Below are 21,434 nucleotides of genomic sequence, written 5' to 3' on the forward strand. Positions count from 1 at the left end.
GCCTTAGAATACCGCGCCGTAAGCCTCAGCCCATCCGATCGAGCACCAGGAGCCGCCGCGCCCATGCCAAAAAAATTCCTCAAACGCTTCATTCCCCATCCCGGCAAGATCAGCGAAATCAAGGCGCTGGAATTTCTGGGCGACAAGCTGCACAGGCCCAATCTTTGGCATCTCAATCGCCGCTCGGTTTCGTTGGCTTTCGCCATCGGTCTGTGGGCCATGTATACCCCGCCCCTCCCCTGGCAGATGGTGATCGCGGCCGTGGGCGCCGTTTATTTCAACGCCAACCTACCCATCTCGGTGGCCCTGGTCTGGATTACCAATCCGCTGACCTGGGTGCCGCTCTACTACCTGGCCTATCTGGTCGGCACCTTGGCTTTGGGCATGGATCATTTCACCTTCCAGCACTTCAGCGAAGTCTTCAGCATAGAGAAAGCCTGGGAACTCGGCGCGCCCCTGCTGGTCGGCTGTTTTATTTTGATGAATGTCGGCGCGGTAGTGGGTTATTTTGGAATCCAGTTTCTCTGGCAGCGTTCGGTGCGGCATCAATGGTGGCTGCGTAAATATCGCAATGCACCGCTGGACTCCACGACGCTGGCCAACGAATCCTATAGTACCTACCTAAACCTGTTGGCTCATCGGCACGAGCGCGGCCGATAGCCCGATCAATTTCTCCACCGGCCCAAGGGATTGCCGACCGGCTCGACGCCGAGCCGGCGGAGCTTGGCCGCCGCGCGCACGCTGCCGGTTCTGGACCACAGTTCATAAAGCCTCATGAGGTCGTTGGAAGCGCCAAGCCCGGATTGCTCCCCGACCTCGGACAACACGTCGACGAAAACCTGAAATTTGGCGGAAAGCTCGGTGAAGATAGCGCGCAATGCGCGCAGGTGCATGAACTCCCTGCCGGAGCCGCACAAATGGGCGTAGGCGCCGCGGCCCATGGCGATGTAATAGTCCACGTCCACCACCTTGCGGTTCAGGCTGTCCGAGAACAAGCCGGATATCAGCAGCGCGATGTCGCCTAGGCGCTTGAGGGTACGGTAACGGTCCTCCTGGCTCGGCGCCTGCAGGGCGCGGGCGTAAAGTGCGGCCAGCGGCTGGATGACTAGCCCATCGTCGGTCCGGTCGAACAAGCGGTCCGCGCGGGTGAAATGCGCCAGCATGTTTACGATGTAAAAAACCGTTTCCTCTTCCGCTTCCACCCTTTGGTTGGCGATGGCGGTCGCCACGCTGGCCCTGAAGTGCTCACGCAAGTCCATGCCGGTAATCACGGAATTACCGGATAAGGCCCTATCCCGCATAGTTCCCCCGCTGTTTCGTCATATGCCATCGGCCTTGAGCCGAGCAATTTCGATACCACGTGATTTCTTTGATCCAGCAGCAAGGCCGCCTTCGCCGCGCATGAGTTACACCGCGCCGTGATCTGGGGCACTACGTGTTTTCCGGCCAACACGCCGTGTCCACAATCTGTTGCCTGACAAGCAGCACACGCGCTTGGAATCGATCCAGGGGATGAACAGTTCCTCGCCCCGGCCCCGCTTCTGGGCCGCCGCCCGCATTTCTCGGCACCCGGGACGACGAAGCCCGGCCCTTGGCGCCAATTTTGCTTGGCATCCTTCGCCATCCACGGGATGGTTCCGTTTCTAAAAACTTTGTATTGCCAACTCGGAGTAACGCATGACCCAAACCGTTCGCCCCCTCTATGACAGATTGCTCGTGAAACGCTCGGAAGATGAGCAGACCACCCCGGGCGGGATCGTGATCCCCGACGCAGCCAAGGAAAAACCGATCAAGGGAGAGATCATCGCCGCAGGACTCGGCAAGCCCCTGGACAACGGCAGCCTGCGTCCCCTCAGTGTCAAAGTCGGCGATAAGGTTCTGTTCGGCAAATATGCCGGCACCGAAGTGAAGATCGACGGAAACGAATACCTGGTGCTTCGCGAAGAAGATGTCATCGCGGTCCTGGAGGGCTGATCGGTCTCCGATCCGGAGATACGCCCAGTTCCGCGAACGATCCGGAACCTCACACTATCGTCAAGCATACAATTTTTGGAGTTAGTACCCATGTCCGCTAAAGAAATCCGCTTTTCCGAAGATGCTCGCCACCGCTTGCTCGCCGGCGTCAACGTGCTGGCCGACGCGGTCAAGCAAACCCTGGGACCCAAGGGCCGCAACGTGGTCCTGGAGCGCAGCTTCGGCGCCCCCACCGTGACCAAGGACGGCGTATCCGTCGCCAAGGAAATCGAGCTCAAGGACAAGTTCGAAAACATCGGCGCGCAGTTGGTGAAGGAAGTCGCCTCCAAGACCTCCGACGTGGCCGGCGACGGCACCACCACCGCCACTGTGCTGGCCCAGGCCATCGTGCGCGAAGGCCTGAAATCCGTCACCGCCGGCGCTAATCCGCTGGACATCAAGCGCGGCATCGATCTGGCCGTCGCCGTGGCCGTGCAAGAACTGCAGAAGCTCTCCAAGCCCAGCACCGACAGCAAGTCGATCGCCCAGGTCGGCTCGATCTCGGCCAACTCGGACGAAGCCATCGGCCAGATCATCGCCGACGCGGTGGACAAGGTCGGCAAGGACGGCGTGATCACCGTCGAGGAAGGCTCGGGCCTGCAGAACGAATTGGAGATCGTCGAAGGCTTGCAGTTCGACCGCGGCTATCTGTCGCCCTATTTCATCAACCAGCAGGAAACCCAGACCGCCGAACTGGACAATCCCTACATCCTCTTGTTCGACAAGAAGATCTCCAATATCCGCGACCTGCTGCCCCTGCTGGAGAAAGTCGCCAAGTCCGGCCGTTCGCTGCTGATCATCGCGGAAGACGTGGAAGGCGAAGCCCTGGCCACTCTGGTCGTCAATACCCTGCGCGGCATCGTCAAGGTGGCTGCCGTCAAGGCGCCGGGTTTCGGCGACCGCCGCAAGGCCTTGCTGGAAGACATCGCCATCCTGACCGGCGGCACGGTTATCACGGAAGAACTGGGCCTGAGCCTGGAGAAAGCCGAACTGAGCGATCTGGGCCACGCCAAGAAGGTGCAGATTTCCAAGGAAAACACCATCGTGGTGGATGGCGCCGGCGAAACGGACAAGATCAAGGCGCGCGTGGGTCAAATCCGCGCCCAGATCGAAGAATCGACCTCCGACTATGACAAGGAGAAGCTACAGGAACGGATCGCCAAGCTGTCGGGCGGTGTTGCGGTCATCAAGGTGGGGGCCGCCACCGAAGTCGAGGTCAAGGAAAAGAAGGCACGCGTGGAAGATGCTCTGCACGCCACCCGCGCCGCTATTGAGGAAGGCATCGTGCCGGGCGGCGGTGTGGCGCTGATCCGCGCCCAGACCGCACTGGACAAGCTGGAAGGCAAGAACCACGATCAGACGGTCGGCGTCGGCATCCTGCGCCGCGCCATCGAAGAGCCTCTGCGCCAGATCGTGGCCAACGCCGGCGAAGAGCCTTCGGTCATCGTCAACCGCGTGCGGGAAGGCAGCGGTTCGTTCGGCTACAACGCCGCGACGGGCGAATACGGCGACTTGATCGAACTGGGCATCCTGGATCCGACCAAGGTCACCCGTTCCGCCCTGCTGAACGCCGCATCGGTCGCCAGCCTGCTGCTGACCACGGAAGCCCTGGTTGCTGAACTGCCGAAGGAAGACGCACCTGCGCCGGCCGGCCATGGACATGGCGGCGGCTTCGGGGACTACTAAGAAACGGAAGTCATAGGCTTGACGGCGCACGGAAGCGCCGCTTGAATCAGCCGCAGGAAGTCGGCGGATTCGGGGAATCGCCGCGAGTTTGGGTACTGCGGCAAAGCGCCGGGCAATGCGGGATGGCTGGTCCGGCGCTCATCAGGGATGAGGCGCGTCGCCCCTACGGTTTACCAGGGTGGGCGACGCATCGCCTCATACGATACGACCGTCCTCCATGTGCAGGATGTGATCCATCTTGCCGGCCAGATGCGCGTCATGCGTGACCACCAAAAAGCTCACGCCATATTCCCGATTCAGCTCCAACATCAATTCGTAAACGTGATCGGCCGTTTTGCTGTCCAGGTTACCGGTCGGTTCATCGGCTAATACGCATTTCGGACGGGTCACCAGTGCTCGGGCGATTGCCGAGCGTTGCCGTTCGCCACCCGACAACTCGCCCGGTTTGTGTTCCAGGCGGTGTTTCAATCCTACCCTGTCCAGCATCTCCGCGGCGCGACGGCGGGCTTCCGGGACCGATATGCCGGAAATCAGCAAGGGCATGGCGACATTTTCCAGCACGGTGAACTCGCCCAGCAAATGATGGAACTGGTAGACGAAGCCCAGCGACCGATTTCTCAAGCCCGCCAGCTGTTTTTCCCCCAAACTCGCCAGATCGATACCGTCCAGTATCACCTCGCCCGCGCTCGGAGCTTCCAATCCTCCCAGCAGATGCAGCAGCGTGCTCTTGCCCGACCCGGAAGCGCCCATGATGGCCAGGCGCTGCCCCGCTTCGACCCGCAGGCTGACACCGTCCAGCACGTCGACGTTCAGCCCTCCCTGACGAAAGCTCTTGGCGAGATCGCGGCACTCCAATACCGGCGGCCTACTCATAGCGCAACTCCTCCGCGGGACGGATCCGGGAAGCCTGCCAGGCCGGGTAAACGGTCGCGAGCAAGGAAAGCAAAAAGGCCATGCCGGTGATCTGACTAACGTCGGTCCACAATAGCTTGGAAGGCAACTCGTTGATGTAGTACACGTCGGCCGACATGAATTGCACGTCGAAACTCTGTTCGATGAACTTCACGATGTCCTGCACGTTGAGGGCCAGCGCCACGCCGCCGACCCCGCCCAGCAAGGTACCGGACAAGCCGATGACCGCCCCCAGGACCATGAAGATGCCCATCACGCCGGCCGGAGTCATGCCCTGGGTACGCAGGATGGCGATGTCGGCACGTTTGTCGGTGACCACCATCACCAGGGTGGATACGATGTTGAACGCCGCCACGGCGACGATCAGCAGCAGGATGATGAACATCACCCGCTTCTCGGTATGAACCGCCTTCCACAAGTTTTCATTCGACCGGGTCCAATCCGCGATCTGGTAGAGCCCAGGCAGTTTGGGGCCGATTTCGCGCACGATCTGCCGGACATAGAACAAATCGTCCAGCTTAAGCCGGAGCCCGGTGACCCCGCCCTCCAGGCGGAACAAGCGGGAGGCGTCGTCCAGCTGTATCAGTGCCAGGTTGCGGTCGTATTCATACATGCCGACCTCGAATACGGCCACCACCGTGAAACGCTTGAGCGTCGGCAATATGCCGGCCGGTGTGGCGGTGACTTGCGGGGTGATCACGGTCACCTTGTCGCCCAAGGACACGCCCAGATAGTTGGCCAATTCGCGTCCCAGCGCGATGCCGAACTCACCGGCCCGGAGGTTAAGCAAATCGCCCTCCACCAGGCGCCGGGTCACTTCCGAAACCCGGGTTTCGTATGCGGGATCGATGCCGCGCACCATCACGCCGCTGACTTTCCGGTCGGAACTCAGCATGGCCTGGCCTTCCACGTAGGGTGCCCAGCCCAATACCCTTTTATCCCCGCTCAGTGCCGGTTCCAGCACGTGCCAGTCACGCAGCGCGCCGTTCGGTTCGCTGATCGTGGCATGCGAGGTCATGCCCAGCATGCGTTCGCGCAACTCGGCCTCGAAGCCGTTCATGACGGACAAGACCGTGATCAGAGCCGTCACGCCGAGCGCGATGCCAAGAACCGACGTCAGGGTGATAAACGAAATGAAGCGCGTGCGGCGCTTGGCCCGCGTATAACGCAAGCCGATGTAGAGTATGAGTGGTTTGAACATGAATGCCCGAATTTGCGCCCCGCAGGGCAGGCGTGGCGTAAGGCCGTCTATTCGGCCGGCTGCGTCGGCTTGCAGGCCGCGCATATGCCGTATAGGCAGAGCGTGTGATCGGTCAGGCCGAAATCCTTCTCGCGGGCGATTTCGCGCTGACGCCGCTCGATGAGATCGTCTTTGAACTCTTCCACCCGGCCGCACTTGATGCAGACCATGTGGTCGTGGTGTTCCCCCCGGTCGAGTTCGAACACGGAGTTGCCGCCCTCGAAATGATGGCGTTTGACCAGGCCGGCCGCCTCGAACTGGGTCAATACCCGGTAAACGGTGGCGAGGCCTATTTCCGCGCCGTCCGCGAGCAAGGTCTTGTAAACGTCTTCAGCCGTGAGATGGCGATCGGATGCCGTACGGCTCTCCAACATTTCCAAAATCTTGACCCGAGGAGATGTTACCTTGAGCCCGGCTTTGCGGATTTCGATGTTGTCCTTCTTATCCATCATTGCGACCTGCTGCCCCGTGTTTTAACGCGTCCGATCAAGTATCATTTCACGGACAACAATGAAAGCGGCTCATTCTATCATGCTCAAACGCCCCCTTGTCATCGCAGGCGCCCTGGTCCTGTCGGCCTGCTCCTCCGCGTCGCTGGACCGGCTGGGTGACTCCCTTCCGGGGGTTTACCGGATGGACATCCATCAGGGCAATATCGTGACCCAGGAAATGGTCGACCAACTCAAGCCGGGCATGAACCAGCGCCAGGTGGCCTTCATCCTCGGAACACCGCTGGTGAAAGATCCTTTTCACGACGAGCGCTGGGATTATCTCTATTCGAACGAGCCCGGCGGCAAGGTGCGCATGCAGAAACGCATCACCCTGGTTTTCGAAAAAGACGAATTGGCGAGCCTGCAAGGCGATTTCAAGCCTGGCGACCTGCCCTCCATCGAACCGAACAAGGAAGTCACCGTCAACATTCCAAAAATAGAACGCGAAAAAACACTATGGGAAACCCTCACCGGTGTGTTCACCAAATAGAACCCCAACGTAGTTATCACCGCTACCGCAAACACATGAGCGACGCCGACAGTCTTGCCGGCCTCAACAAGCATTTCGGCATTAGCGATGAACTGAGCTTCCGCAAGGGGCCCGGCGGCCTGATCTTCGCCGAGATCGACAACGTCCACGCACGGGCGACCCTCGCCTTGCGGGGCGCACAGATCTTGGGCTGGAATCCCAAGGGGCAGCAAGCGGTAATCTGGCTGTCGCCCGAAGCGCAGTTCGAAGCGGAACAAGCCATACGGGGCGGTATTCCGATCTGCTGGCCCTGGTTCGGCAATCATGCCGGCCGGGCGGATTTCCCCGCCCACGGTTACGCCCGCACAGCACCCTGGGAGATCCTGGAGACTGCGCGCCTGGAAAACGGCGACACCCAATTGAAACTCAAGCTATTGAACGATCACGCGAGCCATGAGCTCTGGCCTCACCAGACCCCGCTGGAAGTGCGCGTGTCGATAGGCGAAGCACTGAGTATCGAAGTGGTGACGCTCAACCTAGGGCCGGTGCCGGTCACAATCGAGCAAGCCTTGCACGCTTATTTCGCGGTCGGCGACGTCCGCAAGGTGCGCCTGCTCGGGCTGGGAGACCGCTCTTACATCGACAAACTGGACCAGGACCGTTTCAAGACCCAAGCGGGAGACCTCACGTTCACGGGAGAAGTCGACCGCGTCTACCTGGATGCAGGCGGTGATTGCCTGCTGGAAGATCCCGTACTGCGGCGGCGCATCCGCATCGCGAAACGAGGCAGCCATGCAACCGTGGTTTGGAACCCTTGGGAGGCGAAGGCCGCCCAGTTGGGGGACTTTCCGGCCAACGGCCATCTGGAGATGCTGTGCATAGAAAGCGCGAATACCGAGCGGGACTCGGTCACGCTCGGCTTGCATGAGGAGCACCGCCTGTCGGTTCGCTATACCGTGGAATCGCTGGATTGATCGCGAAACCGAACAGGCTATTTGCGCCCGTCACTGGCACCTTATGCCTGTGGCAGGGCCTAAAGATGCTCAATGAGCCTAAGTTTCGTCGCTACGTTTGGGCACCGATACTGATCAATCTGCTGATCTACGGTTTCGGCGCTTGGGCGGTCAGCCACTATTTCGGGCTCGCCATGGACGGATTGATACCGGCGTGGCTGGATTGGTTGAGGTGGCTGCTTTGGCCGCTATTTGCCCTGGTATTATTCGTTCTAGCTTTTTTTAGCTTCACCCTGATCGCCAACCTGATCGGCGCGCCGTTTTACGGTGTTCTCGCTCGGCGCGTGCATGAGGAAATCACGGGGCGACAACCGGCCGCATCCGACGCATCCTGGTTGAGAGAGTTGACACGAGGCGTAGGTAGCGAAGCGGGACGGATGGCCTACATCGCCAGTCGGGCGTTAATGCTGCTTCCGACATTTCTGGTACCCGTCCTGAATATCCTAAGCTCGGCCATTTGGCTGCTGTTCGGCGCCTGGGGGCTGGCGCTGGAATATTATGCCTACCCCCTGGAATTGCGCGGCCTGAGCTTTGCCGATCAACGAAACTTGGCGCGGCGTAACCGTATCGACACGCTGGCCTTCGGTGGTGCGGTCATGCTGGGGCTATCCATACCCATCCTGAATATCTTCATCCCGCCCGCCGCCGTCATCGGAGCGACGCTTTATCTCAACCGGACAGACGAGCGGGCTTGATCATGGGCCCCATGCCGAGACGCCCATCGCCGCGTGGGCCTCGCTATCCGAGCTACTCGCCCACCGCCTCCCGTTTGAAGCGATGGATCGCGCGCCGCCCCTTCTTGTCCGGGCGGCGGTCCGGCTGGGTGTGCAACGAGCTCTCGGCGCGCCGGCGCGCGACTTCGTCATCCCGCCGGGTCTTGCTCTCGGCGTGTTCCTCGTAAAGCAGGCCGGCCTCCAGGGCCGGTCTGCGCTGCTTGTTGAGCGCCGTCACCGTAACGTCCCACAGCAGGCTGTCCTTGCTGATTTCGAGTCGCGCCCCGACGCTGATTTCTTTGCCGGGCTTGACCCGCTGCCCATTCACGTGAACCTTGCCGCCGTTGATGGCGTCGGTAGCCAGTTGACGGGTCTTGAAGAAACGCGCCGCCCACAGCCACTTGTCCAAGCGCATCCGTTCGTCGTGCGCCGCATCCCACTGTTCTCCACGGCGAACCATCGCCTCAGGGCCGAACCGTAGCCCCGCCGACATCCTGCCACGCCTTATAGCCTCCAGCCAGACTGACCACGGCTTCGTAGCCGAGCTTTTGCAGGGTATCCGCCGCCAGGGCCGAGCGACCGCCCGACTGGCAATACACGATCAGCTCGGACTGCCGGGCATTTTGAAAAGCCGGATGGTTGCCGATCTGAAACTCCAGTACACCGCGGGGAATATTGATTGCGCCGGGCAGCGCGCCCGCGGCATATTCACCGGGTTCCCGAACGTCCAGGACTAGTGCTCCACTCAACTTGCTCTGCGCCTGAGCCACATCGATCTCGCGTATCCGCTGCTTCGCCTCGGCGACCAAATCCAGTGCTGTTACCGCCATCGTTCTGCTCCTGACTCGTGGGTTTGAATAGCCGGATAAAAAGTTGGTGACTTTGAATAAGCATCGATACTCACCCGCGCCGCGGGCTGTTTATGCCTGCCGACGTCGAACGCGCGCGTCAAGCCTTCGCTGCGCGCAATTCCTTAGGCAAGGAAAATACGACTTTTTCTTCTATGCCTGCGTTTTCGGTCACCACCTGTCCGCCCCATTCGCGTAATTGAGTGATCACCTGCTTGACCAGAATCTCCGGCGCGGACGCCCCCGCGGTAACACCGATGCGCGCGGTGTCGTCCAGCCATTCCCGGCGCAACTGCTTGGCGTCGTCGATCAGGAACGAGCGTTTGCCCAGCTTTTCGGCGATCTCCCGCAGACGATTGGAGTTGGAGCTATTGGGCGAACCGACCACGAGTATGACGTCGCAATCGCCGGCCAGCTTCTTGACGGCGTCCTGGCGGTTTTGCGTGGCATAACAGATATCGTCCTTCTTGGGACCGATAATCTGGGGAAAACGGCTACGCAGCGCCTGCACCACGGCCACCGTATCGTCGATGGATAGGGTGGTCTGAGTGACATAGGCCAGGTTATCGGGATTCTTGACCGCCAGCGTGCTCACATCCTCCGGCGACTCGACCAGGTAAATGCCTCCGGCCGGGTTGTCGTACTGTCCCATGGTCCCTTCGACTTCGGGATGTCCGGCGTGGCCTATGAATACGATTTCGCGCCCTTCATGCGCGTGATGGTGCACCTCGATATGCACCTTGGTCACCAGCGGGCAGGTGGCATCGAAGACCTGTAACTGGCGCTCGCGAGCTTCCTGCTGGATTTCCATGGAGACGCCGTGGGCGCTGAAGATGACCGTGGATTTTTCCGGCACTTCGGACAACTCCTCGACGAATACCGCACCGCGGTCGCGCAGGCCGTCGACGACATAGCGGTTGTGCACGACCTCATGGCGCACATAGATGGGAGCGCCGAAAACCTCGATGGCGCGCTCAACAATTTCGATGGCACGGTCGACGCCGGCACAAAAACCGCGTGGATTGGCGAGTAGGATTTCCATGGATTTGTCTGGATTATTTCAGAGTGGAATAGTGGGGCATTGTGGCACTACCGGGGTGCCGGTTCAACGTGGGCGGTCTCACGCGTCGGCAGACTCCCCCAGCAAGGGTATCTCAGACACGATGAGGCCGTCTTCGTCGGCGTAAAGATAATGGCCGGAGCGGAAATTCACTCCGGCGAAAGTGATCAGGATGTCACGCTCGCCTGCTCCGCGCTTGTGACTGCGCAAGGGGTGCGTATGCAGGGCGCGGATGCCGATCGGTATGGCACCTATTTCCACTGAATCGCGGATACAGCCGTAGAGAATGATGCCTTGCCAACCGTTTTGCGTAGCCAGCCGCGCCAGATTGCTGCCCATCAGGGCGCAGCGATGCGAGCCCCCGCCGTCGACCACCAGGATCCGCCCATCCCCCCGACCTTCCAGTACCGTACGTAACAGCACGTTGTCCTCGAACACTTTCAGCGTGACGATTTTCCCGCTGAAACTGCCCGCCGAGCCGAAAGCCTTAAAAAGAGGGTCGGCAATCTGCAGACGGCTGGTTTCGGAAAATTGATCGCATAGATCGGCTGTTCTGAATGTCATGGGTTTTCGCCGGATATGGCGCTAGCGGGAAGACGGGGTTCCAGCCGATCCGCTGCCATCGTCATTTCTTCTTGCCGGTATCGCAGGTATTCACGGCGGCGTTGGTCATCATGACCAAATCGAAGGGAAATTCGTTTTTCTCCAGGAAATGGGTGGCATCGGCCTTGCTGATCCGCGCGGAGATCTCTTTTGCCATGCACTCGCAGACCCGGCCCAACTCCTGATCATTCGTGAACGTACTCTCCGCATCTTTTTGCTGGGAGCGCACGCACTTTTCTGCGTACTTCTTTTCAAACGCCTGGTGTTCGGAAGCACTGACGGTGTGGCTGGATTTCTCCGCTTTTGCGCCTTGAACAGGCTTGCCGGCTTGATCACCGTCGCCACCGCAGCCTGTCAGGCCAAAAACGAGGGCTAAAGCCGGCAGGATCGCGGGAAGGAATCGACGACTGTTTTTCATGTTCACACTCACTGAACCAGATAAAAAGACGGCCGGCGGCGGCCTGCACACTAGGCCCCGCCGCGCAACAGTTTTCAGCTTACAGCATCACTCGACGAAAATCCCCGAGTACTTGCGCCAGATAAGCGCAGAAACGGGCCGCCTCGGCGCCGTCGATGACGCGGTGATCGAAGGACAAGGACAACGGCAACATCAGACGCGGCAGGAACTCGCCGTTGCGGTAGACGGGCCGTATCTGGCTTCTCGAAACACCGAGTATGGCGACTTCCGGCGCATTGATGATGGGCGTGAAACCGGTGCTGCCGATGCCGCCCAAGCTGGAAATGGTGAACGTCCCGCCTTGCAGTTCGGGGGTACGCAACTTCTTGCCGCGAGCCCGCTCGCCCAGATCGGCCAGGGTCTTGGCGAGTTCGAACACCCCTCTCTGATCCGCATCGCGCAACGCGGGCACGACCAGTCCATCGGGCGTGTCGATGGCGACGCCGATGTGGTAGTAATGCTTGAGGATCAACTCATCGCCGCTCGTAGCCAGCGACGCGTTGAACTTGGGGTGGGCCTTGAGCGCGGCGACGACGGCTTTGATCAGGAAAGGCAACAAGGTGACGCGGGTATTCTGCTTGTCGACCTCCCCCTTGAGCGACACCCGAAAAGCCTCCAGATCCGTGATATCCGCTTCTTCCTGCAAGGTGACGTGAGGTATGGTCACCCAATTCCGATGCAGATTGGCAGCCGATAGCTTGTTGATGCGCGACAAGGGCTGAGACACGACCGGGCCGAACTGCGAAAAATCGACTTCCGGCAATTCCGGAAACGCGAAGCCCAGAGATCCCGAGGCCTGAGGCGCCTGGATTCTATTCTTGACCCAGGATTGAACGTCTTCCTTGAGCACCCGTCCCTTGGGTCCCGTACCGCTGACCCGGGCCACGTCCACGCCCAGTTCGCGGGCGAAACGGCGTACGGAGGGGCTGGCGTGCGTCTTGCCGGATGAGGTCGTGTCCTCGGAAACCGCCGGAGCGGGTCGCGATACCGGCGCAACGCGCTCGGCGACCGCGGCGGGAGCCGGGATCGGCTCGGGAGCCGACGGCGCGACTGCCAGTGGCGCCGCGTCAACCGGAGCAGGCTTAGGCGCCGCAGCAGCCTCCTCGGCGGCTTCCAGCACCAGTATGGGTGTCCCGTGGCTGACCTTGTCGCCCACCTTGACCAACAAGGACTTTACGGTGCCGCCCTCCGGAGCGGGAATTTCCATCGCGGCCTTGTCGCTTTCCAGGGTGATCAACGACTCTTCGGCCTTGATCGTATCGCCCGCCTGCACCAGCACTTCGATGATGGCGACATCGGTAAAGTTGCCGATGTCCGGCACCGTGATTGTTTTTTCAACTGCCATTTCCCGCGCTCCTTACGCTTTCACCGGGTTGGGTTTTTCGGGGTCGATGCCGTAAAGGGTCAAGGCCTTTTGTACGGAGTCGAGCGGAATTTCGCCCTGGTCGGCCAGGGACTTGATCGCGGTATAGGCGATATGGTCGGCGTCTACTTCGAAGAAATGACGCAATTCGCTACGACGATCGCTGCGCCCGAAGCCATCCGTGCCCAGGGCCACATAAGATTTCCCGGGAAGATAAGGACGAAGCTGATCGGCGACGGTCTGGATATAATCGCTGGCCGCCACGATCGGACCTTGGGTCTTGCCCAAACGCTCCTCGACGTAGCTGGTCCGTGCCGGCTGATCGGGATGCAGGCGATTCCAGCGCTCCTTGTCCAGCCCGTCGCGGCGCAATTCGCTGAAGCTGGTGACGCTCCAGACGTTGGCCTTGATGCCGAAATCGGCCTCCAGCTTGTCGGCCGCCAGCAAGGTTTCTCGCAGTATTGCGCCCGCCCCCAGGAGTTGAATGGCGGCCTTCTCGCCGACATCGCGTAGTAGATAAATACCCTTGACGATGCCTTCGGCCACGCCCTCCGGCATGGCCGGATGGGCGTGATTTTCGTTCATCACGGTCAGGTAGTAGAAGACGTTCTCGCCTTCCTGGTACATGCGGCGCAGGCCGTCCTGCACCACCACCGCGACTTCATAGGCGAAGGCCGGATCGTAAGCCACGCAATTGGGAATGAAGGACATCGCCAAATGGCTATGGCCGTCCTGGTGCTGCAAGCCTTCTCCGGCCAGGGTCGTCCGGCCGGCGGTGCCGCCCACCAGGAAGCCCCGCGCCTGCATGTCGCCCGCCGCCCACATCAGATCGCCGACACGCTGATACCCGAACATCGAGTAATAGATGTAGAAGGGGATCATCTGCACGTTGTGGTTGCTGTACGCCGTTCCCGCCGCGATCCAGGATGACATCGCGCCGGCTTCGGAGATGCCCTCCTCCAGGATCTGGCCGGACTTGTCTTCCCGGTAATACATGATCTGGTCGGCGTCTTCCGGGGTATAGAGCTGGCCCACCGAGGAATAAATCGCGTATTGGCGGAACAGGCCGTCCATGCCGAAGGTGCGCGCTTCGTCGGCGACGATCGGCACCACATATTTGCCGATCTTCTTGTCGCGCAGCAGGGCCGTGAGGAGGCGGACGAAGGCCATGGTGGTCGATTGCTCGCGCTCGCTGGCCTTGAGCAGCCCGTCGAACACGCTGAGATCCGGCACCTGCAACAGCGGCGCTTCACGGCGGCGACTGGGTAGGTAGCCACCCAAAGCCTGGCGGCGCTCGTGCAGGTATTTGATCTCCGCACTGTCTTCCGCCGGTTTGTAGAACGGCGCCTTGGCGATCTGATCGTCGGGCACCGGAATGTTGAATCGGTCGCGGAATGCCCTGAGTGCGTCCTCGTCCATTTTCTTTGCTTGATGGGCGCCCATCAGCCCCTCACCGGCATGCCCCATGCCGTAACCCTTGACCGTCTTGGCCAGGATGACAGTGGGCTGGCCGCTATGGTTCACCGCCGCATGATAGGCGGCGTAAACCTTGTGCGGATCGTGCCCACCGCGGCTCAGGCGATAGATGTCGTCATTCGACATGGTGGCGACCATCTCCAGCAACTCCGGATATTTGCCGAAGAAATGCTCGCGCGTGTAAGCCCCGCCCTTGGCTTTATAACTTTGGTACTCGCCGTCGACAGCCTCTTCCATCCGCCGACGCAAAAAACCGTCTTTGTCCTTGGCGAGCAGGGCGTCCCACCCGGAGCCCCAAACCAGTTTGATGACATTCCAGCCTGCGCCGCGGAAGGTGCCTTCCAATTCCTGGATGATCTTGCCGTCGCCGCGTACCGGGCCATCCAAACGCTGCAAATTGCAATTGACCACGAAAATAAGATTGTCCAGCTTTTCGCGTCCGGCTAGACCGATGGCGCCCATGGACTCCGGTTCGTCCATTTCGCCATCCCCCATGAAGGCCCAGATCTTGCGGCCTTCGGTTTGCAGGATGCCGCGGTCCTGCAGATATTTCATGAACTTGGCCTGATAAATAGCCATCAGCGGACCCAAGCCCATGGACACCGTGGGGAACTGCCAGAAGTCGGGCATCAGCCAGGGATGGGGGTAGGACGAAAGCCCGCCACCGCGCACTTCCTGTCTGAAGTGCTGCAGCTGGTCTTCCGTCAAGCGGCCTTCCAGATAAGCTCTCGCATAGATGCCCGGCGCGGAATGTCCCTGAAAGAACACCAGATCGCCGCCATGGTCCTTGCTCTGAGCATGGAAAAAATGATTGAAGCCCACTTCGTAGAGCGTGGCCGAGGACGCGAAACTGGCGATGTGTCCGCCGTATTCGCTGCAAGTTTTGTTCGCCTTCACCACCATGGCCATGGCATTCCAACGAATGTAGGAGCGCAGACGCTGCTCCAGCTCGTTGTCGCCCGGACTGCGTGCCTCCAAGTGCGGAGGGATGGTGTTGATATAAGCTGTGTTCGCGTTGTAGGGCAGATTGGCGCCGCTGCGACGGGCTTGATCGACCAGGCGCTCGATCAAGTAGTGAGCGCGCTCGACCCCTTCCGTTTCGATGATTGCTTCCAGTGCGTCGAGCCATTCTCGGGTTTCGGTAGGATCCAGATCGTCCTGCGTAGAATAAGGCGACGGATGCGTGGGGGAAGCGGTCATAGAGTCTCCTGAACCTATTATGGGGGCGCTTAATCCGCCGATTATAAGCTAGAGAAGCTGTCCCCTGAACACCCTTCACGGCGCTCCGTTGAATTGCCACCCCGATCGCGTGCCGTAGAGGCCTCCGCTAGCGGGCCTGTTCTCGGTTAAACTGCCGGCAACGCACCGCTAAATCCGGGATCGAATGTCCTTTTAGACATCACGCACCACACGAGCCGAACCGCCCATGGAAGCGATCACCCGCTATTTTGCCCCCGGCCTGCTGCTGGGAGGCTTGTTGGCCCTGGCTTATCTGGTTTTGCAGCATTTTCTGGTTCCCGTGGGCTGGGCGACCATCCTGGTTTATTCGAGTTGGCCGCTGTTCTTGCGCGTCGAACGCCTGCTGGGGAACAAAACCTCCTGGGCGGCGCTCGCAATGACGCTCGGCCTGGCGGCGACGATAATCGTGCCGCTGATCTGGATCAGCGCCCTATCGCAAAAGGAAGTCGCCGCATTCTTCCGCAACCTTCCGCTCTGGCTGGAACAAAAGCCGGAAGTACCCCCGTTCGTGAGCCGCATCCCTTATCTGGGTCCGGAGCTGTTGAATCTATTCGACCAGTCCGACGATCTGCGGGGCTTGCTGAAAGAACGCGTGGCTCCCTGGCTCCGGCAATTCTCGGGCGAAATCCTGTCTATCGTCAGCGATGTCGGAGTCATCGCCGCCCAGTTGGGTTTGACCTTGCTGACCACATTTTTTCTGTATCGTGACGGGCGCCACGCGGTGGGCCAGATCAGACAGGTCCTGACCCAGGCCGTCGGTGAGCGGCTCAAGGATTATTTCGGTGCCGCCCAGGCCACGACCAAAGCCGTGGTCTACGGGATCGTGCTCACGGCCTTGGCTCAAGGTGCGCTGGCTGGCTTGGGATATTGGGCGACGGGGATTGGAGCGCCGGTATTGCTGAGTATACTCACCATGTTTTTCGCCCTGATCCCCTTCGGCACGCCGCTGGTCTGGGTATCCGCGAGTATTTGGCTGCTGGCTAACGGCCAGCATTGGGCGGGCATCTCGCTGGCATTGTGGGGCAGCCTGGTGGTGAGTTGGGTGGACAACATCGTTCGTCCCTTGGTGATCAGCGGTGCCACCCGCATTCCGTTCTTGCTGGTTTTCTTTGGCGTCCTGGGTGGGCTGGCCCGATTCGGCCTGATCGGGCTATTTCTCGGGCCGGTCATACTCGCGCTCAGCCTGACGGTATGGCGCGAGTGGCTGGGAAAACGTGCATCAAGCTAGACCGCGCTCGCGAACCGGATTCGATGCCGATTCACACCCGCATGCCGAGCTTGCGGGTCCCCAGTAGCCGGGCCACGATGCGCTCACCCAGGCTTTTCAAAGGAACGACTTCGTCGACTCCGCCCATTTCGATAGCCACGCGCGGCATGCCGAAAACCACGCAGCTTTCCTCATCCTGGGCGTAGTTGTAAGCTCCCGCCTGCTTCATCTCCAACATCCCGGCCGCACCATCCTTGCCCATGCCCGTCAGTATCACGCCGATCGCGTTGACGCCGGCCACCTTGGCAACCGACTGGAACAGCACGTCGACCGAGGGCCGATGACGGCTCACCGGGGCACTCTGGCTGAGTTCGGTCACATAATTAGCGCCGCTGCGTTTCAACACCAGATGCGAATGCCCGGGCGCGATGAACACATGGCCGGGCAAAACGCGTTCCCCCCCGGACGCTTCGTGCACCGTGAGCCGGGGACACAAACGGTCCAGACGCTCGGCGAAACTCTTGGTGAAGGCTTCCGGCATATGCTGGGTGACCAGTATTCCGGGGCAATCCGGCGGCAGTTGCGCCAAAAACTCCTTGACCGCTTCGGTGCCCCCCGTAGAAGAACCGACCGCGATGATTTTCTCGGTGGAACCCAACAAGCCCAGGTTCGTGGCCGCGGAAGCGGTAGCCGAGGCCGTACCGGCCGAAGGGAGCCGGCGTATCTTGGCGCTCGCCACCGCGCGAATCTTCTCGGCGATTTCCTCGCTGTAACTCTGCAGGCCGTTGACGATATCCATCTTCGGCTTGGCCACGAAATCGACGGCTCCGAGCTCCAAGGCGCGCAAGGTCACTTCGGAACCCGCCGCCGTCAGCGTTGAAACCATCAGAACAGGCATGGGCCTTAGGCGCATGAGCTTTTCGAGAAAACTCAGCCCGTCCATTTTCGGCATCTCCACATCCAGGGTCAGCACGTCCGGATTCAGCGCCTTGATCATCTCCCGTGCGACGATCGGATCCGGCGCGGCTCCAATGGCCTGCATATCCGGCTGCTTGTTGATCAATTCCGTCAGCAACTTCCGGATCAATGCCGAGTCGTCGACGATCAGAACCTTGATGGTCATTTAGGCTACTCCAGATGCACGGTCAGTTATGCCCGCTCTGCTTGAAATCAGACGTAAGCCTGATAGGCCGTCTCGCGAAACGCAGCGAAGCGTTTAATGGTTTGCGATCCGCATACGCGGCAGAAGCGCAGCACCCTTGGAACCTCTCTAAAACTCCGTCCAGTCGTCGGCAGCAGCGCGCCGCAACAGCGGGTCCGTATCCTCGACCGTACGCGACGCGCTTAAGGCCCCGCCGGACCGGCGGCCTGAGCGCAGGCCACGTGTCGCCGGCGAGGCGAGCAGCCCCCCGTTGACCTTGAAACTCGAAACCGAAAGCGCCAGGTTGGCCGCCTGCTCCTCCAGCGATTCGGCCGCCGCCGCGGCCTGTTCCACCAATGCCGCATTCTGCTGGGTCACATCGTCCATCTGCGTGACCGCCCGGTTCACCTCCTCGATTCCCGCACTTTGCTCCGCCGAAGCCGCGGCAATTTCCGCCATGATATCGGTGACCCGCCGGACCGAAACGACCACGTCTTCCATGGTCCGGCCAGCGTCCTCCACCAATTTGACCCCGTCCTCGACCTTATCGACAGAGTCGTTGATGAGCGCCTTGATCTCCTTGGCCGCCGCGGCCGAACGTTGCGCCAGATTGCGCACCTCTCCGGCCACCACGGCGAATCCTCGGCCTTGCTCGCCCGCACGTGCGGCCTCCACGGCGGCATTGAGCGCCAGAATATTGGTCTGGAAAGCTATGCCGTCGATGACGCCGATAATGTCCACGATCTTGCGGGCACTGTCGTTGATACCGTTCATGGTCCCGACTACCCGGTGCACCACCTCGCCGCCTCGCCGGGCGACTTCGGAGGCGGCCACCGCCATTTGATTGGCCTGTTTGGCGTTATCCGCGTTCTGCCTTACCGTGGAGGACAATTCCTCCATGCTGGAAGCGGTCTCTTCCAGACTGGAGGCTTGTTCTTCCGTGCGGTGTGACAGATCGACATTGCCCATGGCGATCTCTTTCGACGCCGTGTTGATGGCATCCGTGGCCTCCTTTATGGTCAAGACGCTACGCGCCAGATTTTCAGCTGAGCTATTGGCATCATCGCCCAATTTGCCGAAGGTACCGCGATAAAGTCCGCCGACCCGCTCGGTGAGATTTCCTTGCGCCAGGGCGCCCAAAACCCTTACGACCTCATCCAGAGGCGCGGCGATGGCATCGAGGGTATTGTTCACACCCGCAACGACCTTGCTGAAGTCGCCCTTATGCCGGCCCACTTCGGCGCGGACATCCAGCCGTCCATCGACCGCCGCCGCCGCCAACCGTGCCGTGTCTTCGACGAGGGCGTTGATCGCGTCGATGCAGGTATTGAGGTTGTTCTTGATGACGTTGAAGTCCCCGTTATAGCTAGCCGAGATTTTCTCCGGTATGTCGCCCTTGGCGATGCGATCCAAATAGCTCGCGGCGGCGTTGAGCGGGCCCACCACGGCATCCAGTATTTGATTGATGCCGGCGCCGGTGTCATGAATAAAGCCGGTGGGGAGCAGATCGAGATTGACCCTATGCCCCAGACTTCCGCTTGCCGCCTCTCTTACCAGGCGTGCGACTTCGCGCTCGGCCGCTTCTTCCGCGGTGCGATCCAGCCATTCTTCAACCTGCCCGATCGCCCGCCCTTGCTCGTTGATCACCGGCGTCGCCGTGATAACCAGGGTGCGCCCGCCCAGTTGGCGGGTACTGCGATGCACGCCCTTGGCCCGCGTGGACGCATGCGCGGGATCGACACTCAAAGACGCGAGGGGCGAACCGACCAGCGTTGACGGATCGAAGCCGGGCAGACCCTGGCGTATGTCGTCCTGAAAGCGAACGAAAAAATCCCTCATGGCATGATTGAGATAGATGATCTTGCCTTCGTCGTCGGCAATCAGCACATTGGCGCAGACATTGTCCAAACCGCGTTGCACTCTCACCGCGCCATTCTCGAAACGGATTTTCTCCGACTTTTCAAAGCCAAGCCGGATCTGCAGCGACTTCACCGCCTCCAGGAAATCGCCGATTTCGTTGTGGCGAGTCACATCGATCTTACGGCCCAGGTCGCCGCGAGCCATCAGGCGGCATTCCGCCAACGCATCGCCCAAGGGCAGACAAATGCTGCGTCGGGTCTTTTCGCCGAAGAAAAGGCCCAGCACCAAAGCGCCCGCCAGCAGTGCGATCGAGTTGCGTAGGCGGACATCGGCCGACTCCTGCGCCGTCGACTCGGTCGAACCGCGAACCGCTCCGCTCATCCCTTCGGACTGAGCGGCAAGTTGCTGGCGCAGATCCGCCAACTGCCCCCAGGCGTATAGATTCGTCACGGCCAGCAGCACGGTGAACAGCGCAATCAGGCTCATGATACGGGCGCCGATGCTCAAATCACTTACCCAACGCTTTAACCGACTGTACCCGTCCGTAGCGAGTAACTGGCCTTCTTTCAACTGAAGCTTGCAGCGGCCTTCACGTATGTCCTTGTAAAGATTCTCGGCGAACGCGATCTGCTCTCGTGTCGCTTTATTGCGCATCGACATATAGCCGGCAAACTTGCCGTCTTCATAAAACGGAGTTGCATTGGCCACCACCCAATAATGGTCGCCATTCTTGCGACGATTCTTGACGATACCGGTCCATGGCTTCCCTTTCTTCAGGGTTTCCCACAAATCCGCAAAGGCGATTTCCGGCATGTCGGGATGGCGGAGAATATTATGCGGCGCGCCGATCAACTCCTCTTCGCTATAGCCACTGGCTTCTATAAAGTCGGCATTGGCATAGGTTATTGTGCCTTTTTCATCGGTTTCCGAGACGATAAGAATATTATCCTTGACTTCGTACTCACGATTGGTAACGGGCAGGTTAAGCCTCATGGACAGACTCCTGGAAATTATTGTAATTATTGTTCGGCTCAGAACAAATCAACATCGCCGCCCCGCTCGGCAGTCGCTCCGAGCCGGGTATTATATTCCTGCTCGCGTCGCAATATGGTATCGTTATGCAAGCTCATCAGCTTCTTGATAAGCACCCGTCCCTGTGCGGGAAAAAAATAAACCTTGCGCGGATAAATATCCAGCAAATCCTCGGCCACTATCGGTATTTCTTCGGCCTTGAGATACTCTCGCACAAAAGCGGCGTTGCGTTCCCCTACGTTGGCGACCGTAAATCCCTTGATAACATTCCCTCCGCCGAATACCTTTGCCTCAAGGTTTTGCCTTTTCACCCCCATTTTCAGCAACTGGTTTATGAGTATCTCCATGGCATAGGTTCCATAACGGGCCGAGGCGTTAACCGGCTCCCCGAAATCGTTGAGGGCCGGCAGCATAAAATGATTCATACCGCCGATCCCGCTGACTCGATCTCGTATGCAGGCCGATACGCAGGATCCAAGCACGGTAACGATGAGCATGGGCCGCGCGGTGGCGTAATATTCACCGGGCAGAATCTTGACCGCCTGGATATTGAAATTGCGGTCGTAATAGAGGTTGGGCGCCAGGGCGTCTTGATAAAGATGCTCCATCAG

General features: G+C 60.0%; 21 protein-coding genes. 7 read left to right on the forward strand and 14 right to left on the reverse strand.

The annotated features are described in order from the left end of the window. Window positions 1–63 precede the first annotated feature (63 nt). Window positions 64–660 carry a DUF2062 domain-containing protein gene (locus tag JWZ97_RS07745; RefSeq protein WP_205434198.1) on the forward strand — a complete coding sequence of 199 codons (597 nt, stop codon included), beginning with the start codon at window positions 64–66 and terminating at the stop codon, window positions 658–660. A 5-nt stretch (window positions 661–665) separates the two neighbouring features. Here JWZ97_RS07745 and JWZ97_RS07750 read toward each other — a convergent pair whose 3' ends face one another. Continuing rightward, window positions 666–1,271: a hypothetical protein gene (locus JWZ97_RS07750; RefSeq protein WP_205434199.1), complete on the reverse strand. Its 606-nt coding sequence runs from the start codon at window positions 1,269–1,271 to the stop codon at window positions 666–668. A 406-nt stretch (window positions 1,272–1,677) separates the two neighbouring features. Here JWZ97_RS07750 and groES point away from each other — a divergent pair, with 406 nt between their 5' ends. Continuing rightward, on the forward strand, window positions 1,678–1,974 hold the full coding sequence (gene groES, locus JWZ97_RS07755) for a co-chaperone GroES (RefSeq protein WP_205434200.1): 297 nt from the start codon (window positions 1,678–1,680) through the stop codon (window positions 1,972–1,974). Window positions 1,975–2,064: 90 nt separating this feature from the next. After that, window positions 2,065–3,699, forward strand: coding sequence for a chaperonin GroEL (groL, locus tag JWZ97_RS07760; protein ID WP_205434201.1), 1,635 nt, complete (start codon window positions 2,065–2,067; stop codon window positions 3,697–3,699). 195 nt (window positions 3,700–3,894) lie between these two features. Here the strand turns inward: groL and lolD are convergent, their stop codons facing one another. Genes lolD through fur form a run of 3 tightly spaced genes read right to left on the reverse strand, consistent with a single transcriptional unit; the run spans window position 3,895 to window position 6,300 of the window. Then, a complete protein-coding gene (gene lolD / locus JWZ97_RS07765) occupies window positions 3,895–4,572 on the reverse strand; it encodes a lipoprotein-releasing ABC transporter ATP-binding protein LolD (protein ID WP_205434202.1) in 678 nt (225 codons plus the stop codon). After that, window positions 4,565–5,812: a lipoprotein-releasing ABC transporter permease subunit gene (locus tag JWZ97_RS07770; protein ID WP_205434203.1), complete on the reverse strand. Its 1,248-nt coding sequence runs from the start codon at window positions 5,810–5,812 to the stop codon at window positions 4,565–4,567. Before JWZ97_RS07770 ends, lolD begins: the two co-directional genes overlap by 8 nt. A 47-nt stretch (window positions 5,813–5,859) precedes the next feature. Then, entirely contained in the window at window positions 5,860–6,300 is a 441-nt protein-coding gene (fur, locus tag JWZ97_RS07775) for a ferric iron uptake transcriptional regulator (RefSeq protein WP_371822615.1), read from the reverse strand. Between the two features lie 82 nt (window positions 6,301–6,382). Between fur and JWZ97_RS07780 the strand changes: the two genes are divergently transcribed. The 3 genes from JWZ97_RS07780 to cysZ all read left to right on the forward strand — a co-directional run bounded on the left by JWZ97_RS07780 (window position 6,383) and on the right by cysZ (window position 8,519). Then, complete coding sequence (locus tag JWZ97_RS07780) at window positions 6,383–6,832, forward strand: outer membrane protein assembly factor BamE (protein WP_240342534.1); 450 nt, start codon at window positions 6,383–6,385, stop codon at window positions 6,830–6,832. Between the two features lie 35 nt (window positions 6,833–6,867). Next, entirely contained in the window at window positions 6,868–7,785 is a 918-nt protein-coding gene (locus JWZ97_RS07785; protein ID WP_205434206.1) for a D-hexose-6-phosphate mutarotase, read from the forward strand. Between the two features lie 65 nt (window positions 7,786–7,850). Then, window positions 7,851–8,519, forward strand: coding sequence for a sulfate transporter CysZ (gene cysZ, locus JWZ97_RS07790; protein WP_205434207.1), 669 nt, complete (start codon window positions 7,851–7,853; stop codon window positions 8,517–8,519). Window positions 8,520–8,571: 52 nt separating this feature from the next. On the opposite strand, the gene JWZ97_RS07795 is transcribed toward cysZ, so the two are convergent. The 7 genes from JWZ97_RS07795 to aceE form a co-directional block, all read right to left on the reverse strand. Then, complete coding sequence (locus JWZ97_RS07795; RefSeq protein ID WP_240342535.1) at window positions 8,572–8,952, reverse strand: RNA-binding S4 domain-containing protein; 381 nt, start codon at window positions 8,950–8,952, stop codon at window positions 8,572–8,574. A gap of 49 nt (window positions 8,953–9,001) precedes the next feature. Further along, window positions 9,002–9,367: a rhodanese-like domain-containing protein gene (locus JWZ97_RS07800; RefSeq protein WP_205434208.1), complete on the reverse strand. Its 366-nt coding sequence runs from the start codon at window positions 9,365–9,367 to the stop codon at window positions 9,002–9,004. A gap of 118 nt (window positions 9,368–9,485) precedes the next feature. Beyond that, complete coding sequence (ispH, locus tag JWZ97_RS07805; protein ID WP_205434209.1) at window positions 9,486–10,427, reverse strand: 4-hydroxy-3-methylbut-2-enyl diphosphate reductase; 942 nt, start codon at window positions 10,425–10,427, stop codon at window positions 9,486–9,488. 78 nt (window positions 10,428–10,505) lie between these two features. Next, window positions 10,506–11,009, reverse strand: coding sequence for a ribonuclease E activity regulator RraA (gene rraA / locus JWZ97_RS07810; protein ID WP_205434210.1), 504 nt, complete (start codon window positions 11,007–11,009; stop codon window positions 10,506–10,508). A 61-nt stretch (window positions 11,010–11,070) separates the two neighbouring features. Further along, window positions 11,071–11,466 (reverse strand): hypothetical protein, encoded by a 396-nt coding sequence (locus tag JWZ97_RS07815; protein WP_205434211.1) that lies wholly within the window; start codon window positions 11,464–11,466, stop codon window positions 11,071–11,073. A 79-nt stretch (window positions 11,467–11,545) separates the two neighbouring features. Then, window positions 11,546–12,850 carry a dihydrolipoyllysine-residue acetyltransferase gene (gene aceF, locus JWZ97_RS07820; RefSeq protein ID WP_205434212.1) on the reverse strand — a complete coding sequence of 435 codons (1,305 nt, stop codon included), beginning with the start codon at window positions 12,848–12,850 and terminating at the stop codon, window positions 11,546–11,548. A gap of 12 nt (window positions 12,851–12,862) precedes the next feature. Continuing rightward, on the reverse strand, window positions 12,863–15,544 hold the full coding sequence (aceE, locus tag JWZ97_RS07825) for a pyruvate dehydrogenase (acetyl-transferring), homodimeric type (protein WP_205434213.1): 2,682 nt from the start codon (window positions 15,542–15,544) through the stop codon (window positions 12,863–12,865). Window positions 15,545–15,770: 226 nt separating this feature from the next. Here aceE and JWZ97_RS07830 point away from each other — a divergent pair, with 226 nt between their 5' ends. Next, window positions 15,771–16,811, forward strand: coding sequence for an AI-2E family transporter (locus tag JWZ97_RS07830; RefSeq protein ID WP_205434214.1), 1,041 nt, complete (start codon window positions 15,771–15,773; stop codon window positions 16,809–16,811). A gap of 31 nt (window positions 16,812–16,842) precedes the next feature. Here JWZ97_RS07830 and JWZ97_RS07835 read toward each other — a convergent pair whose 3' ends face one another. The 3 genes from JWZ97_RS07835 to cheD all read right to left on the reverse strand — a co-directional run bounded on the left by JWZ97_RS07835 (window position 16,843) and on the right by cheD (window position 21,431). Next, the gene (locus JWZ97_RS07835; RefSeq protein WP_205434215.1) at window positions 16,843–17,913 is read right to left on the reverse strand and encodes a chemotaxis response regulator protein-glutamate methylesterase; all 1,071 of its coding nucleotides are present in this window, start codon (window positions 17,911–17,913) and stop codon (window positions 16,843–16,845) included. Window positions 17,914–18,060: 147 nt separating this feature from the next. Further along, window positions 18,061–20,784, reverse strand: a complete 2,724-nt coding sequence (locus JWZ97_RS20235; protein ID WP_305799104.1) for a methyl-accepting chemotaxis protein — start codon at window positions 20,782–20,784, stop codon at window positions 18,061–18,063. 38 nt (window positions 20,785–20,822) lie between these two features. Continuing rightward, the gene (cheD, locus tag JWZ97_RS07850; RefSeq protein WP_205434216.1) at window positions 20,823–21,431 is read right to left on the reverse strand and encodes a chemoreceptor glutamine deamidase CheD; all 609 of its coding nucleotides are present in this window, start codon (window positions 21,429–21,431) and stop codon (window positions 20,823–20,825) included. Window positions 21,432–21,434 lie beyond the last annotated feature (3 nt).

This window comes from Methylococcus sp. EFPC2, from assembly GCF_016925495.1.
Classification (GTDB): domain Bacteria; phylum Pseudomonadota; class Gammaproteobacteria; order Methylococcales; family Methylococcaceae; genus EFPC2.